This window comes from Helicobacter baculiformis, assembly GCF_900197685.1.
Taxonomy (GTDB): domain Bacteria; phylum Campylobacterota; class Campylobacteria; order Campylobacterales; family Helicobacteraceae; genus Helicobacter; species Helicobacter baculiformis.
The window spans coordinates 1-15,769 of the sequence record NZ_FZMF01000026.1 but is presented as its reverse complement, the minus strand read 5'-3'; the positions used below and the strand labels follow the sequence as shown (position 1 = coordinate 15,769).

Annotated in this window: 16 protein-coding genes and 2 pseudogenes; 7 read left to right on the top strand and 11 right to left on the bottom strand. The window is 46.9% G+C overall.

Features of this window, described 5'->3' with window-relative positions:
• Positions 1–263: 263 nt before the first annotated feature.
• Genes C6G87_RS04940 through recA form a run of 5 tightly spaced genes read right to left on the bottom strand, consistent with a single transcriptional unit; the run spans position 264 to position 4,686 of the window.
• On the bottom strand, positions 264–1,148 hold the full coding sequence (locus tag C6G87_RS04940) for a pseudouridine synthase family protein (RefSeq protein WP_104752416.1): 885 nt from the start codon (positions 1,146–1,148) through the stop codon (positions 264–266).
• Positions 1,148–2,770, bottom strand: a complete 1,623-nt coding sequence (locus tag C6G87_RS04935; RefSeq protein WP_104752415.1) for a CTP synthase — start codon at positions 2,768–2,770, stop codon at positions 1,148–1,150. The genes C6G87_RS04940 and C6G87_RS04935 overlap by 1 nt, the downstream gene beginning before the upstream one ends.
• A 26-nt stretch (positions 2,771–2,796) precedes the next feature.
• A complete protein-coding gene (locus tag C6G87_RS04930) occupies positions 2,797–3,399 on the bottom strand; it encodes an AMIN domain-containing protein (RefSeq protein ID WP_199767640.1) in 603 nt (200 codons plus the stop codon).
• Positions 3,399–3,650: a hypothetical protein gene (locus tag C6G87_RS04925; protein ID WP_104752414.1), complete on the bottom strand. Its 252-nt coding sequence runs from the start codon at positions 3,648–3,650 to the stop codon at positions 3,399–3,401. Before C6G87_RS04925 ends, C6G87_RS04930 begins: the two co-directional genes overlap by 1 nt.
• Position 3,651: 1 nt before the next feature.
• Entirely contained in the window at positions 3,652–4,686 is a 1,035-nt protein-coding gene (recA, locus tag C6G87_RS04920) for a recombinase RecA (RefSeq protein WP_104752413.1), read from the bottom strand.
• A gap of 117 nt (positions 4,687–4,803) precedes the next feature.
• Between recA and C6G87_RS08975 the strand changes: the two genes are divergently transcribed.
• The 5 genes and pseudogenes from C6G87_RS08975 to rplT all read left to right on the top strand — a co-directional run bounded on the left by C6G87_RS08975 (position 4,804) and on the right by rplT (position 7,932).
• Positions 4,804–4,929 carry a hypothetical protein gene (locus tag C6G87_RS08975; RefSeq protein ID WP_267892694.1) on the top strand — a complete coding sequence of 42 codons (126 nt, stop codon included), beginning with the start codon at positions 4,804–4,806 and terminating at the stop codon, positions 4,927–4,929.
• 61 nt (positions 4,930–4,990) lie between these two features.
• Entirely contained in the window at positions 4,991–6,781 is a 1,791-nt protein-coding gene (gene thrS / locus C6G87_RS04915) for a threonine--tRNA ligase (RefSeq protein WP_382262542.1), read from the top strand.
• 11 nt (positions 6,782–6,792) lie between these two features.
• Positions 6,793–7,287, top strand: a pseudogene (infC, locus tag C6G87_RS04910) (translation initiation factor IF-3); the annotation flags it as partial.
• A gap of 24 nt (positions 7,288–7,311) precedes the next feature.
• On the top strand, positions 7,312–7,506 hold the full coding sequence (rpmI, locus tag C6G87_RS04905; RefSeq protein WP_104686401.1) for a 50S ribosomal protein L35: 195 nt from the start codon (positions 7,312–7,314) through the stop codon (positions 7,504–7,506).
• Between the two features lie 75 nt (positions 7,507–7,581).
• Positions 7,582–7,932, top strand: a complete 351-nt coding sequence (rplT, locus tag C6G87_RS04900; protein WP_104752411.1) for a 50S ribosomal protein L20 — start codon at positions 7,582–7,584, stop codon at positions 7,930–7,932.
• 382 nt (positions 7,933–8,314) lie between these two features.
• Here the strand turns inward: rplT and glmU are convergent, their stop codons facing one another.
• Positions 8,315–9,613 (bottom strand): bifunctional UDP-N-acetylglucosamine diphosphorylase/glucosamine-1-phosphate N-acetyltransferase GlmU, encoded by a 1,299-nt coding sequence (gene glmU / locus C6G87_RS04895; RefSeq protein WP_104752410.1) that lies wholly within the window; start codon positions 9,611–9,613, stop codon positions 8,315–8,317.
• Positions 9,614–9,763: 150 nt separating this feature from the next.
• On the opposite strand from glmU, the pseudogene fliP reads away from it, so the two are divergent.
• A pseudogene (gene fliP, locus C6G87_RS04890) lies at positions 9,764–10,435 on the top strand (flagellar type III secretion system pore protein FliP); the annotation flags it as partial.
• On the opposite strand, the gene C6G87_RS04885 reads toward fliP, so the two are convergent.
• The 3 genes from C6G87_RS04885 to C6G87_RS04875 are packed head-to-tail and all read right to left on the bottom strand — an operon-like array spanning position 10,428 to position 12,369.
• Positions 10,428–10,871 (bottom strand): DUF4149 domain-containing protein, encoded by a 444-nt coding sequence (locus tag C6G87_RS04885; RefSeq protein WP_233709018.1) that lies wholly within the window; start codon positions 10,869–10,871, stop codon positions 10,428–10,430. The pseudogene fliP and the gene C6G87_RS04885 sit on opposite strands and share 8 nt — an antisense overlap.
• 20 nt (positions 10,872–10,891) lie before the next feature.
• Entirely contained in the window at positions 10,892–11,536 is a 645-nt protein-coding gene (locus tag C6G87_RS04880; RefSeq protein WP_104752408.1) for an outer membrane protein, read from the bottom strand.
• A 17-nt stretch (positions 11,537–11,553) separates the two neighbouring features.
• On the bottom strand, positions 11,554–12,369 hold the full coding sequence (locus C6G87_RS04875) for a flagellar hook-basal body protein (RefSeq protein ID WP_104752407.1): 816 nt from the start codon (positions 12,367–12,369) through the stop codon (positions 11,554–11,556).
• Positions 12,370–12,426: 57 nt separating this feature from the next.
• On the opposite strand from C6G87_RS04875, the gene C6G87_RS04870 reads away from it, so the two are divergent.
• Positions 12,427–12,999 carry a DedA family protein gene (locus tag C6G87_RS04870; protein WP_104752406.1) on the top strand — a complete coding sequence of 191 codons (573 nt, stop codon included), beginning with the start codon at positions 12,427–12,429 and terminating at the stop codon, positions 12,997–12,999.
• Positions 13,000–13,524: 525 nt separating this feature from the next.
• Here the strand turns inward: C6G87_RS04870 and C6G87_RS04865 are convergent.
• Positions 13,525–13,827 (bottom strand): DUF5666 domain-containing protein, encoded by a 303-nt coding sequence (locus C6G87_RS04865; RefSeq protein ID WP_104752405.1) that lies wholly within the window; start codon positions 13,825–13,827, stop codon positions 13,525–13,527.
• 68 nt (positions 13,828–13,895) lie between these two features.
• Complete coding sequence (locus tag C6G87_RS04860) at positions 13,896–15,647, bottom strand: methyl-accepting chemotaxis protein (RefSeq protein WP_104752404.1); 1,752 nt, start codon at positions 15,645–15,647, stop codon at positions 13,896–13,898.
• Between the last annotated feature and the right edge of the window lie 122 nt (positions 15,648–15,769).

Genomic DNA, 15,769 nt, shown 5'->3' with positions numbered 1-15,769 from the left:
GTGATACAATTCTGTTGCCAAGGTATCAAATTATCAAAAAGAGTTTCAGTACTCCGATCATTAAGGTTACTGGGAGGGCGGCAACCTTTAGAGAAAACTAGATCCACAGATACATCATAACCATTATCCAAGACCTTTCTGGTGGGGCTTGTGCTGTAAAGAGCTGACGAGTGCTTTAGCGCTTTAAGCTCGTGAGTCATCCCTTTCTAACGAGAGGGACGCTTATCACTAAGAGAAGCTAGGCTCTGTGAACATGAAAAGCTTTATAGTGCGGTGTGGACAATCCCATACCTCAGTCCAAAGAGCTCAAATTCTAAGCCTGTCGCCTCTAGGGCGAGCTGGGTTTGCAAGGATTGAAAGCTCCCCTGAAAATCTGCCCTCTTAGCGTCCAAATACGCCCTAGCATGCCCGTCATGGGTGTAAAGAGGTTCGCCCACAATGGGGAAGCCTAGCGCGCTCAAATGCAGGCGGATTTGGTGTGTGCGCCCGGTATGTGGGGTGATTTTAAGCCGGGTGCGCTGGGTGTGGGGGCAAAAATCTAAAATTTCTATCGTGGTCGCGCTAGGCTTGCCCTCCTTAGCGATTTTACAACGGATAGCCAAATCCGCGTGTTTGATCTTGGGTTCTAAAATGGGCAAGATCACACTAAAATCCCCCTGTGCATAGGCGCTTACATCGCCCTGCACAAGGGCATGGTAGGTCTTTTTTATTTGGCGCGTGCTAAAGAGTGTTCTGAGCGCGTTTTCATAGCGCTTTTGTGTGCTCACCATCACTAACCCGCTGGTTTCATAATCTAGGCGGTGGATCAATCTAGCCTCAGGGTTGCGCGCGTGCACGCTCTCATAGAGACTAGTACTTTGGTGGTTCTTAGGGTGGGAGTAGAGATTTTTGGGCTTGCAATAAATCTCAAAAAAGGGGGTGCTAAAAAGGGGGGTGAGAGTGGGGGGGTGGAGCGCTTTAAAGTGGAGCAGGGCGACCTGCCCTACAATGCGTTCAGATTTGCGCACACAAACCCCATTGAGATAGCGCAAACGCCCGCGATCCAACACGCTTTGGGCTTGCGCGCGCGAGCATGCCAAGACATGGCTCACAAAAGCCCACGCCTTCATCGGCGCAGGGACTTCAAAGATTTCACGCACAAAGGGCATTATAAACAGGCTTGCACAAACGCCTTAAACAAGGGATTAGGGGCGATGAGGCGGGAGGTGAATTCAGGATGGTATTGCACACCCATGAAAAATTTGTACCCCTGCAGGGCGAGCCCCTCTATGAGTTGATCTTGGGGGCTGTGCGCCACCACCTCTAAGCCGTGTTGGGCATAGGATTTCAAATACGCCTTGTTAATGGTGTAGCGGTGGCGGTGGCGCTCAAAGACCTCTAACGTGCCATAGGCTTTAGCGATCAAAGACCCCTCCTTAAGCGCGATGGGGTGCGTGCCCAAGCGCATGCTAGAGCCCTTGTGGGTGATATTCTCTTGGCTTGCAAGCAAGTGCACCACCGGGTGCGCGCACTCTGGGACAAATTCACTAGAGTGCGCCCCCTGCAAGCCCAAGACCTGCCTTGCAAATTCTACCACCATCAACTGCGCCCCTAAACACACCCCTAAAAAGGGGATATGGTGCGTGCGTGCGTGCGTGATGGCGTTGATCATCCCCTCAATCCCACGCGTCCCAAAGCCCCCGGGCACTAAGATACCCTGTAAGTCTTGGAGTTTGTCTGCAATGCGCGCGCGCAAGGACGCGTCTGTTTGCCCCTCTTGTAACTCTAGCTCTTCGCTATTGATGAAGACCACCTCTACTTTGAGTTGCAAATGCGCGCCCACGCAGACCAGACTCTCCAAATAGCTTTTATAGGATTCTACCAAGTGTACATACTTGCCCACAAAGCCGATTTTAAGGTGTTGCTTGGGGTGGAGAATATGCCCCACCAAATTTTCCCAAACTTGTAATTTTTGGGTGTCCGGGCGCGCCTCTAGATCAAAATGCCTAAAGATCGCCTCTAGTAAGCCCTCTTTGAGGTATTCTGAAGGGCAGGCGTAAATGCTGGGCACATCTCTAGCTTCGATCACATTTTCTACGGGCACATCGCAACTGCTAGCGATTTTCTTTTTAAGCTCCAAGCTCAAGGGCTGGCTACAGCGCGCTAAAATGATATGCGCGCTCACACCCAAGCGGCGCAATTCAATGATGGAATGTTGGGTGGGTTTGCTTTTGAGTTCTTGGCTGGTGGGGATGAAGGGCACGAGGCTCACATGCACATTGGCAACTTGTTTGCGCCCCAAAGTGTTTTTGAGTTCTCTAATCGCCTCTAAATACACCATCCCCTCAATATCCCCCACCGTGCCCCCCACTTCTACAATTAAAAAGTCCTTGCCCTCTCCGAGCTTGAGAATGCGCTCCTTGATCTCCTCTACAATATGGGGGATCACCTGAATGGTTTTGCCTAAATACTTGCCCTCTCTCTCCTTTTCAATCACACTCAAATAGATCTGCCCGGTGGTGAAATTGTTCTCTTTAGAAAAATCCTTATTTAAGAAGCGTTCGTAATGCCCGATGTCTAAATCCGTTTCGCTCCCATCGGCGGTTACAAAGACTTCGCCATGCTCAAAGGGGCTTAGGGTGCCCGGGTCAATGTTGATATAGGGATCGATTTTGAGAATATCCACTTGAAAATGGCAGAGTTTGAGCAGGTGGGCTAGGGAGCTAGAAGCCACTCCCTTGCCCAAAGAGCTGAGCACCCCCCCGGTGATGAAAATAAATTTGGTCGCCATGCTTGTCCTTAAAGAATGAAGATACACTAATACAAAGTTACCACAAGATAATTTTCTTTTTGGGCAATCTTGTAGTCATAACGCCCATCAAGTGCGATAGCAAAGCGATAGAAATAATCATGAGTACTTAAAACAACTTGATTAACATGTTTTTTATGGATTGTGAGGGTCTCGCGCAAAGTGGGCTCTTTTCTATCAATGTCAATCACGATACGATAGGGGTCGAGCAAAATAAACGAGCGTTGGATTTTAGAAGTGGTGCGCAAATAGAGCTTATTCTCTCGAATCCAAAATTCAAAACCAGCAATTTGATAAGTGCTATGTTCGGGCTGTAAAAACGCCTTTTCTTGGGTGAGTTTTAGAGGGTAATGCCAATCGATGCGTTGCCCTATCTCGATTTCTTTAGTGTGCACGGACGCGTCCAAATCTTGGTAAGTGAGGGTGATCTTAGTGAGCACTCTAGCAGTGGTGGGTAAGGTAATCTTGAGGGTTTTGAAATAATCTGCCACTATATCGTCTAACATATTTGCGTTCCCGCGCGCGCTTTTACTCACCGGCTCAAAGGGATCTTCACGCGCCATAAGCGCACCTAGCAATACAAAGACCGCGAATTTCGCCAACACTCTCATCAGCGCGTACTTGTCAGAGGCTCTAACTCCTTGAGTTCAAAGAGTTGTTTTTGTAGTTTGGCATTTTCGTACTGCAAGTTTTGTACACTGGCCTGTAAATTAGCCTGTTTGTTTCTGAGGGTATTGAGCACTTCAAATGAGTTTTCTCCAAAGAGCAAAGTGCCAATATATAGCCCCAGCAACACAAGTCCAGCAAACAACAGCAAGGCATGGCGATACAGATAAGTCAACTGCCACAGGGTTAACAACATTTCAAATCTCAGTAGGCATGTCTAGCATGGGAGTCTTATGACTAAAACAAAGCTTTTCTTTGATCTTGGCTTCAATCTCTAAAGCCAAATCCGGATTGTCTTTGAGATTCAACCTAGAAGCCTCCTTGCCCTGCCCTAGTTTTCTATCCTGATAGCTAAACCACGCCCCGCTTTTATCCACAATGTCCAATTTCACCCCATAATCAATCAATTCGCCCGCATGGCTGATTCCCTCCCCATAGATCACATCAAATTCGGCTTCTTTAAAGGGGGGGGCTACCTTGTTCTTCACCACTTTTACCTTGACGCGGTTGCCAATGGATTGATCGTTTTGTTTGAGAGTGGCGATGCGCCGAATATCCAAGCGCACGCTAGCATAGAATTTTAAAGCATTGCCCCCCGTGGTGGTCTCTGGGCTTCCATAGCCCATCATGCCAATTTTCATGCGGATTTGGTTGATAAACACTAAAGTTGTGTTCATCTTGTGCAACACGCCCGTGATCTTGCGCAGGGCTTGGCTCATCAAGCGCGCCTGCAAGCCTACATGCTGATCCCCCATATCCCCCTCAATCTCAGCGCGCGGGGTGAGCGCGGCCACAGAATCCACAGCGATCACATCCACCGCCCCGCTGCGCGCTAGAGTCTCTAAAATCTCTAGGGCTTCTTCACCCGTATCCGGCTGGGAGATGAGCAAATTATCCACATCCACACCCAATTTTTTGGCATACTGCACATCTAAGGCGTGTTCAGCATCAACAAAAGCGCATGTCCCTCCCTCCCTTTGCGCTTGGGCGATGATGTGCAAAGTCAAGGTGGTTTTTCCACTCGATTCAGGCCCATAGATCTCTACAATACGCCCCCTGGGCACGCCCCCAATGCCTAGCGCGATGTCCAACCCTAGCGAGCCTGTTGAAATGGCTTCAATGGGCTCAATTTCCTTATCTCCCCAGCGCATCAACGCCCCCTTCCCAAAGACCTTATCAATCTGCTTGATGGCTAAATCTAGGGCTTTTTGTTTTTGTTCGTCCATGCAAATCCTTTAAAGCGCGATCTTAACAAAAGAATGGCTAAAGTCAACTTAGGGGGGTTTTAAACAAAGGTTTAACTCAAAACTGCTAGAATTGTGGCAGTTTTTTGTGTTTTTGGAAGAGAAATGGATAGAGTGTTAGCTTTGCTGTGCGCGTTGTTCTTGGTGGGGTGTTTGCAACCGATGAAAGACCCCGATGCCGAAAAGGTGGATTCTCAAGTGCAGTGCGGTTTTGGCTCAAGCGGTTGTTAAACATTAAAGGATGGCGTTGGGAGAGGTGATTGGTGTCAAAAAAGGGGGGGTTATTTATGATATGCAAAGCGCGCAAGAATTGGGGCTTTTACAAGAGGGGCAACCGACAGCAGGCACGCAGGCGGTTTTATTTGGGGATAATCCGGAGGCTTTAGAGATTTTGCGCCATTCTTGCGCCCATTTGATGGCACAAGCCATCGCGCAACTCTACCCGGACGCGCAATTTTTTGTAGGTCCCGTGGTAGAAGAGGGCTTTTACTACGATTTTAAGACAAGCGTTAAAATTTCTGAAGAAGATTTAGCCCGCATTGAAGCGACCATGTTAGAGATCGCCCAGCATGCTTACCCCATCACCAAGAGTTATTGTCATCGCCAAGAAGCCCAGCAACGCTTTAAAGACGACTCTCTTAAACAAGCCGTGATGGCTAATATCCCGGAGGATAGACTGAGTATCTACGCACAAGGAGAATTTGAGGATCTGTGTCGGGGTCCCCATTTGCCCAATACAAAGTTTCTACAGCACTTCAAACTCACCAAACTAGCCGGGGCGTACTTGGGAGGGGATGCCAGTCAAGAGATGTTGCAACGCATTTATGGGATCGCCTTTGCCACTAAGCAGAGTTTGAAAGAGTATTTAACCCAACTAGAAGAAGCCAAAAAGCGCGATCACCGCAAGCTAGGTCAAGAGCTTGGACTCTTTAGATTTGATGAAGAAGTGGGAGCGGGTTTGCCCATTTGGTTGCCCAATGGCATGCGTTTGCGCAAGCGCATTGAGGATTTATTGAGCGCGGCGTTGTTGCGCAGCGGGTATGAGCCTGTGCGTGGACCGGAGATTCTTAAGAGCAGTTTGTGGAAAATCAGCGGGCATTATGACAATTACAAAGAGAACATGTATTTTACCACCATTGATGAGGTGGAGTACGGCATTAAGCCTATGAATTGTGTGGGGCATATCAAGGTCTACCAACACGCCCTGCGTTCTTATCGCGATTTACCCTTGCGTTTTTATGAATACGGGGTGGTGCACAGGCATGAGCAAAGCGGGGTTTTACATGGCTTGTTGCGCGTGCGTGAGTTCACCCAAGATGACGCGCATATCTTCTGTCGCTTTGATCAGATCAAAGCGGAGGTACAAGCCATTTTAGCCTTCACTAAGAGGGTGATGGGGGCTTTTGGCTTTGAGTATGAAATAGAGCTCTCTACCAAACCGACTAAGTACATCGGCAGCGATGAGGTATGGGAGCAAGCCACCAGCGCGCTCCAAGAAGCCCTAAAAGAGCAGGGCGTGCCCTTTAGCATTGATGAGGGCGGGGGGGCGTTTTATGGACCCAAGATTGACATCAAAATCACAGACGCGATCAGGCGTAAATGGCAATGTGGCACCGTGCAGGTGGATATGAATTTGCCCGCGCGTTTCAATCTGAGTTATGCGAGCGAACAGGACAGCCCGCAAATGCCCGTGATGATTCACCGGGCTATTTTGGGATCGTTTGAGCGTTTTATTGCCGTACTCACCGAGCATTACGGGGGGAATTTCCCCTTTTTCATCGCCCCCGTGCAGGTCGCGCTCGTGCCCATTTCTGTTGATCAGCACGATTATGCTCAAAGCGTTTGTGCCCAGTTGCGCCAAGCGGGCATTTTTGTAGAATTAGCCCATAAGAACGAGAGTTTAGCCAAGCGTATCCGCACCCTAGAGAAACAGAAAGTGCCCTTGATCGTAGTGGTGGGGGCTAAGGAAGCCCAAGAGAATAGCCTAGCCATTCGCGATCGCGCTTTGGGGCAACAATACAATATGAATAGCAAGGAGTTTATTAAGATGTGTCAAGAGAAAATGCAAGAGGTTAGTTTTTGAGTAAGGATGTCTTGTTGAATGACGCAATCTCCTTTAGAGAAGTGCGTTGCGTGGGCGATGGAGGCGAGCAATTTGGCATTATCAGTGCGGCTGAAGCGCTAAAGATTGCGCGCAATCAGGGCTTGGATTTGGTGCTCATTAGCGCGAGCGCAAAACCCCCTGTGTGCAAGGTGATGGATTATGGCAAGTATTGCTACCAAGCTGAAAAAAAGCTCAAAGAAGCCAAAAAGAAGCAAAAGCAAATTGAGATCAAAGAGATCAAGCTCTCCACCCAGATCGCCCAAAACGACATCAATTACAAGGTCAAGCACGCCAGAGAGTTCATAGAAGAGGGCAAGCATGTCAAGTTTAAAGTGGTCTTGCGCGGGCGTGAAAGCCACGATCCTAAAGCGGGTTTAGAGGTCTTGCAACGCGTGCATGCGATGATGAGCGATATTGCGGACGCGCAAAAAGAACCCAAGACAGAGGGGCGTTTTGTGATGTGGCTCTTTGTACCTCAAAAGAAGTAAATTTCACAGAAAGGAGAATCCATGCCCAAGATGAAAACCAATCGCGGGGCGGCTAAACGCTTTAAGGTGAAAAAAAGCCTAATCAAGCGTGGGAGCGCTTTTAAAAGCCATATTTTGACCAAAAAAAGCCCCCAAAGAAAAGCCAATCTCAATAGCCCCCATTATGTGCACCCCACCAATTTGCATGCCGTAGCGAGCATGTTGTGTAAGGCGTAGTAAATCCCCCTTGCGTGCATAGGCACAAACAGGGAAAGTTTGATCTAAATCACACCTACAAGGTAAAGGAAAATTATGAGAGTTAAAACCGGAGTGGTGCGCCGCCGCCGCCACAAAAAAGTCTTAAAATTAGCGCGCGGGTTTTACAGCGGTCGGCATAAGCATTTTAGAAAGGCTAAAGAACAGCTAGAACGCAGTTTGTGTTATGCCTTTAGGGATCGCAAGCAGAAAAAGCGCGACTTTAGAAGTCTTTGGATTGTGCGCATCAACGCGGCATGCCGTCTGCACAACACCAGCTATTCTAAGTTCATGCACGCGCTCAAAAGCGCGCATATTGAGTTGGATCGCAAGGTCTTAGCCGATATGGCGATGACAGACGCGAGCGCCTTTAGCGCGTTGTTAGAACAAGTTAAACCCCACCTTTAAGCCAAAGGCGCGCCTAGCGCGCGCTAAAGATTTTGAGCAATTTCACTTTCACGCGTACAGCCAACGCCCTCCACCCCTCAGAGAGCAAGCGTTCTTGTAAAACACTAACTTTCAGCTACAAAGAGCACGTCAGCTGTGCTTGTCTAAGCCTCATCTGCAGTTACAAGCGCCAATTTGTGCCATAGCACGCTACATTGATATTAGATCTTTTCAAAAAGTCATCATCGTTATATTCATAGAATACGGCAATGATTTTTGCGATATTATGGTCAAAAGGCGCTGCAATCGCGTCACGATCAAATTAGATGGCGCAAACCCAAAAATTTGCTTACGCCAGTAAGGTTTTTTGCGCCCGCACTAAAAACGGCGCCCTAAAGCCCTGTCAAGACTTGAAAAACTTGAAATACCCCTGCGCCTTGTTGGTTTGGGGGGTGCGGCTTAGGACTAAATCGCCCTCTTGCATGGCAGTCGTGATAGTGCTCCCCGCCCCGATGAGTACATGCGAGGGGATGTTTAGGGGCGCGATGAGTTGGGTATCGCTCCCTATGAAAACATGCTTGCCGATAGTGGTTTGGTGCTTGGTTTTGCCATCGTAATTACAAGTGATCACCCCCGCGCCCACATTGCTCCCCTCATCAATCCTACAATCTCCTAAATAGCTCAAGTGCCCCGCTTTCACCCCCTTAAGCTGGGCGTTTTTGAGTTCTACAAAATTGCCAATATGGCTATCCACAATATGGCATTTAGGGCGCACATGGGCTAGGGGACCGATGGTGCTATTTTCTATGGTGCTTTGCTCAACCACGCTATGGGCTTTGATATGGGTATCTTTGAGCACACAGCCCACCAAGCGCGCCCCCTGTTCGATCACGCAATCCCCCTCAAAGCGCACTTGGCAATCCAAATAGATAGTATGGGGCATTTCTAAGCGCACGCCCTGATCCATCGCTTCTTGACGCAAACGCTCTAAGAGTACTTCTTGGGCACGGGCTAGCTCGCTTAAAGAATTTACCCCCATGCACGCTTGGGCACTGACATGCACGGGCACAATCTCTACCCCCCCTTGTGCCCCTAAGGCGATGAGCTGGGTTAAATAGTATTCTCTTTGGGCGTTTTGCGCGTCTAGCTTGGGCAAATACGCCTGTAAAAACGCCTTGCTAAAGACATAAATGCCCGCATTCAAACTAGGCAATTTTAAAATCTCTGTAGGCGCGTCCTTTTCTTCTACAATGGCTTGGGCTAAACCTTCTTGGATGCGCACGCGCCCATACCCGCGCGCGCCCTCTAGTTCAAACACCCCGATTGCATGGCTATATTCTAGCAGGGGTTGCAAAATGGACGCGCTGATCAAGGGCATGTCCGCATTTAAGATTAAGATTTTTTCATGAGCGCATGCAATGAGCGCGCCCTGTTGGAGCAACGCCCCGCCCGTACCCGGGAAGTTTGCGGCATCTTGAATATGGATATGAATGGGCGCGTTAGGGAAGGCTTCTTGCAAAGCTGCACGGATGCGTTCATGTTGGTGGGCTAAGATAACATGCACATCCTCACTGAGTGCTAACGCGCTTTCTAGCACATAAAAAAGCATCGCGCGCCCACAAAGCGGATGTAACACTTTGGGCAGGCTGGATTTCATGCGCGTCCCCTTGCCCGCTGCTAGTATGATTACAGAGAGATTCATCAAGATCCTTTAGAGTTTTTTAACTTCTAGGGCATTATACTTTAAGACACCATGTAAAAAGGTTTTGGATTGTTCAAACTGATCTTGCTAGGGCTTGTAGGGCTGGACTTGTTGCTGGGTGCTGGGATCAAAGACCCTATAATCCCCACCATCGATCTCTCTTTAAGCGCGCCCCACACCCCCACGCAATTAGTAACCACTTTAAATGTTGTCTTGGTGCTCACTCTCTTGGTGCTTGCTCCCTCTCTTATTTTGGTGATGACAAGTTTTATCCGCTTGATTGTGGTCTTCTCCTTTTTGCGTACCGCTTTGGGTACACAACAAACCCCCCCCACGCAAATTCTAGTTTCTCTAGCGTTGATCTTGACTTTTTTTATCATGGAGCCTAGTGCCAAAAAGAGTTATGAAATCGCCATCAAACCCTATTTGGCTGAAAAGATTTCTTATACAGAGGCGTTTGAAAAGGGAGTTGTGCCTTTTAAAGAGTTCATGCTCCAAAACACGCGGGAGAAAGATTTAGCGCTCTTTTTTAGAATCCGCCATTTGGATAACCCTAAAGATGTCAACAGCGTGCCTTTAAGCGTGCTTGTACCCGCCTTTATGATTAGCGAGCTCAAAACAGCTTTTCAGATCGGCTTTTTGCTCTATCTGCCCTTCTTGGTCATTGACATGGTGGTTAGCTCCATCTTGATGGCTATGGGGATGATGATGTTGCCCCCAGTGATGATCTCTTTACCTTTTAAGATTTTAATTTTTATCTTGGTGGATGGGTTTAACTTGCTGACTGAAAATCTCGTGGCGAGCTTTAAACATCTTAGCTAGTACGCCAAGTACGCCCCACAAAGAGCGCGCAGAGCAAAAAGAGCAGGACTTTAAAGAGTATTTCGCTTTGGGCGTGCATGCGTGCAAACTCGGGCGTGGCGGTGGTGTTGGTGGCTTGGGCGTTTAAAATATAGGGGGTGTAGTAAAAACTAAAAAGCGCGATGAGCGCCACGCTAGCTAAAGCTAAGAGCGCTAAAATAACTCTCCTGTGGCGCGCAACAAGAGTGAGCAAGAGGCTATCCAAGAGCAACAACACCCCTAAAGCGTTTAAAAGCGCGTTGGCGCGCACGAAAATCTGCCCCATCAACGCCCCCGCCTCCGAGGTGTTCAAATTGACATGGGCGATCTCAGGGGCTTTAAAGATCACAGGAACCACCCCTGCGCCTGCAAAGAGCACCACGCCCACGCCCATACCCAGCGCCAGCAAGACAACCACCCCCCACAATTTGCCCAACATTAGAAGTAGAAATAGTAGGCGGCAGTAAATGCCCAATCGCGTTTGAGGTACAGAGTGGTGTCATCAACACGCGTGCCATCAAAATTCTTAATGTAATTCGCCTGCATCATGGGTACTTTAAAGCCTAGCTCAATGCCACTATGTTTAGCAATGACGGTGCGAATCCCTCCGTTAACAAGCCATTGAGCTTTGGTTTGTGGGTTATTGCCTTTGACCAGCGACCAAGTGTTGCCCCCCACCGCCAAGCCCCCGAAAAAGCCTAGACTGAACCCTTCGGTGTTGATTAAATTGAGCAAGAGATCCAATCCCACACCATAGCCTGAAAGATTGAAAGTATTATTAACGAATTCTACTTTACTATTGGAAATTACTTCGCCAAAATTTGTAACTCCCCAGTTATAGAAACCATAATAGCGCAATCCAATCCAACCCTTTTGTCCAAAAAGCTGGTTATAACCTACATGCACACCCAAGCCTTGCGTGATAGCATTAGCACTAGGTTTAGGCGCGCTGCTTCCTAGTACTTTAGCTTTAAAAGTCGAACCCCCCATTTCGTACATTGCGCCCACAAAGAACGCGCTTTTTTCTGCTTGCAAAGCACCACATAAGGCACTCGCAAGACTTAAAGTTTTTAAAATTCGCATGCAAACTCCCTTTTGTCCTAAGCCCTCGCAGCCAGCTTCGTAATAGCATCAGCATGCAAGTCGTCCATGTGGGTGCGCAAGACCTTAGAATACATATCTACAAGGCGGTTAGCTTCAATCAAACGCGTCATCTCAGTGACCGCGTTGACATTGCTTTTTTCTAAGAAATGTTGGCGCACAATGGGCGCGTTAAGCTCTACGCGTTCACTCATTCTTTCTTGTGGATAGGTGTAAAGATTATCACCTATTTTCTTCAAAAGCTTTTGACTTTGAAATCCGACCACCGCTAGCGCGCCCCCGGGTACCTCTTCATTTCCATCATGGAAAAATAAATCACCCGTATTACCCACGCTTAAGCGCGCCCCGGGGAGCATTTGAATCCCCGTATGGTTTTCAATCCCCCCACGACTGAGCACATGGTAACCCTCTTTGGTGCTCAAAAAGCCTTGTGAATCAATAGTGAAACTCCCATCGCGCGTAAAAGCGATTCCTTGGGGGGTTTGCACCACAAAATAAGCGTTAGGGTCACTGAGGGCAAAATCTAGATCATTGTCAGTTTTAGCCATCGGACCTAAACTATAATCGGTGTAGCGTTCGCTGATAATAGGGACGCGGTTGAGATTGCGGTTTAGATACTGGGCGGCATGCTTGGTTTGATTGGCTAGGGGTAACTTGTCGCGGTAATTTTGATACAGGCGCAAAAAATCCCCCACCACCACATCATCACGCTTAAATCCAGCCGTGTTGAGGTTAGCCAAGTTGTTAGAAATCTGATCCAAGCGGTTAAACTCAGTAACCATCCCCCCGGTTGCGTCGTAATACCCATTCGTCATATTTGACTCCTAAATTATGCGAGTATGCTATTATAGCCTAAAAACACAAGGATCGGTGTGCAAGAGAGCATCGCGCATTTTCAACATTTGTTTGACACTTGGGGGTATTTATTGCTATTTGTCTACTCTTTGGGGAGTGGCTATGTGGGGATTGTGGTTGCGGCGATTTTAAGCTCTATGGGGCAGATGGATATTAAATTGAGCATGCTCATTGCGGGTACGGGCAATTTTGTAGGGAGTGTGGGGTTAGCTCTGCTGGGACGCACGCAAAAAAAGGAATTGTATAACTATTTTGCCAAGCACCGCCGTAAATTCGCGTTAGTGCATGTGTGGTTGCAAAAGTATGGATTATGGTTGATTTTCTTTAACAAATATATTTATGGAGTCAAGAGCATTTTACCCCTAGCGATTGGTTTTAGTAAATACGATCTGAAAAAATTCGCCCTGTTAAATGTAGGCGCGTGCGCGCTGTGGGCAATTATAGTTGGTGGAGTGACTTTTTATGCCAGCGCATGGGTGCGCCGTATTGCCGATCATCTCAGTAATTACGCTTACTTGATGCCTGCGATCATTCTAGTCGTCATTTTTGGGTTAGTATGGATGCTCAAGAAAGGAACACACAAGAGCTAAGTTAAGACACGCATCACAACACTCTGCAGAGGTGCGAGTGCATGAGCCTTTCTTAATTTATTTCTTGCCTCTTCTAAAATATGGCATTGATCCTTTTTAACCAATTTGGTCGCTCTCTACGCTCCTCCTCCTCTATCTCTCTTTTGATCTCTGCATATGGTTATCAAAAACGATTTCTATGTAATCTTTGCAGCCATCTACACACTCTATGCGAAGTGCATTGGGTGGAATTGTTTTATGATCCTCTGGGATATACCCTTCTGTGGCATCGATGGGTTTTTTAGGTTCTGGTGTGTTTTTCTCCATGGCGCGCTTCGTCCGATTGATTGTGTATCCTAAGGCTTGCTACAAGACCGGGGGTTGGACACATTAATTGAGAGTCTGCTGGTGGGCAGGCTCTAGCAACACTGCCAAGCCCTCAGTTTAACTCCAAAGAGTCTAGCAGTCTCCTATAGAGTCTTAAAGCGTACACGAGGATAATGAATATGGATAAACAAAAACCCCTTAAGAAGGGCGATGTCAGCATCAGTAAGCGCGGTGATCCATGCACTTGATCTCGATCTCCTCAGCTACCGGAGCTGCATTGTGATGAATCAAATCTACCTTAACAAAATCACCTTTTTTAAGATCGACAAATTTTTTTGCCTTATCCCAGCCCATGCCACATGCATCTTGTTCAATTTTCGTATAGGGCATTACACGAATTACCATATCGTTAACTGTAATTGTCTTTTTTGCGCTGTCAATATTTTCAATGACTCCCTTGAAGTCTGAGGCAGAGAGCACACTTATGCCAGCAACTAATATACCTAAGAATGTCTTTTTCATTTTTTATCCTTCTTATAATTATAACATAAATGAGATTATAGACATAAAAAACTGAATTTTTTCTGATCTCAAAATTTTTTACTATTGGCTTCATCCAGGATATTTTGGGCAATGCGTTGGACATTTTCACTGATATTTGAAGATGTGGCAGCAATCTGCGTATTGTTGGTCATGGTTTGTTCGAGCACTTCCATAGCGGTGTTAATCTGTGTGATGCTTTGGGTTTGTTCTTCAATTGCACTTGCTGTTTCGTTAATGGACTGAGTAAGTACCTGAGTATTGGCTTCAATTTCGTGCAAAGATTTTTGCGTGCGCTCTGCTAATTTTCTTACCTCATCAGCCACCACCGCAAAGCCTCTACCGTGCTCACCCGCGCGCGCGGCTTCAATAGCGGCGTTAAGTGCAAGTAAACTAACTTGATCGGCAATTTCTGTAATAGTGATCACAATTTTTTTAATCCCTTCAGATTGTTCGATAACCTCTTGGCTTTTCACATTAACATTTTGCATAGATTCTGTGATTTTGTCTAAAGCACCTAGTGTTTGTTCCAAAGATTGCACCTGTTGTTTCGAAGCATCTTGGAGACGGTGAGTGGTTTCGTTTAAAGTATTAGTTTCCTTGTAGAGTGCATGGGCAAAATCCAGAGAATTTTTGAGTGATTTGACGATACTTTGTTGCAAGGTGTTGATGTTGTTCGCAAGCTGTAAAAAACCGCCTTGCAGATCAGTTGTGTCTAAACCTTTTCTAAAATCGTTCTGCGAATAAGTTTGAATCGTTGTTGAGATGTTGCAGAAAATTGTGTTTAAAAAATCAAAGAAAACATTAAGATTAGTGCCCAAATGTTGAAGCTCGGGGTTGGTAGCATGCGCTTGAATATTCTTCGTAAAATCACCCGTACGCGCTCCATCGAGCACAATAAGCGCCTCTTTGGATAGGTGGCGATCGGCTTGCAAATGTGCGACAGCCCCCTGCACATTTTGATTAAGCGCATCTGCCATTTCTCCCAACTCGTCCTTAGAGCGTAATACGATTGCTTTAGGTGTGCTTTTATTTTGATAATTGATGAATGCAAAGAAGTCTTTAAGTCCGCTGTTAAGAGCACTGATATTCCCGGTAATCTTGCGGTAGAAGAGATAGTAAAGTGGCACTACCACAACAAGTAGGAAGGTTAAAGTGATGAGAGCATAGAAGTAAAACTTGCGGTTGAGATTAGTTTCAATTTCTTTAGCAATCATATGTGTACGCTCTTCTATGTTATCCATATACATGCCCGCACCAAGCCACCAATCTTGAGTGCCTTCAATTCTTGTAGCATAGGAAATTTTACGCACATTGCGGGTGCTTCCGTTTGGTAAAGGTTTGGGCGAAACATAGTGAGTAAATCCACCGCCTGCCATCGCTACTTTGTAAAGTTCTTGGACATAGTAAACACCATCTTTATCTTTGGCATTTTCCATGTCTACACCTTGAATATATGCAGGGTTGGCGGTGTAAAGAGGGGTGTATTTCTCATATAAGAAAAAGTACCCTGAATTGTCTTTTTCAAAGCGGAATCGCCTAATCATGTCAGCGATCAACATTCTCCGGTCCTCTTCTGTACGGACATCCTTAAGAGCATTTGCAATAGTGTGCGCTAAGGCATTAGTAGCTAGTTCGAGCTTATTGCCCAATAATTGTTCCAAATCAGCGCTGACAAGCTGGTTAACACGATTGACTGAATCTTTATTATTCTGTGCAAACAAGAGTAAAGTTACTACCATTGCTACAATCGTAAGCGCCCATAGGGCGACAATCTGTTTGCCTAGAGAAAAAGAACGCATCGATCACTCCTTGCCAAGACTTTTCTTACATGTTGTTGCCAATTTGCGACACAGCCGGTATCATATCGGGGGGGGGTGGGGGGGGGGGTTTTTGCGGTGAAAAAAATTTTCCATCAAATTTT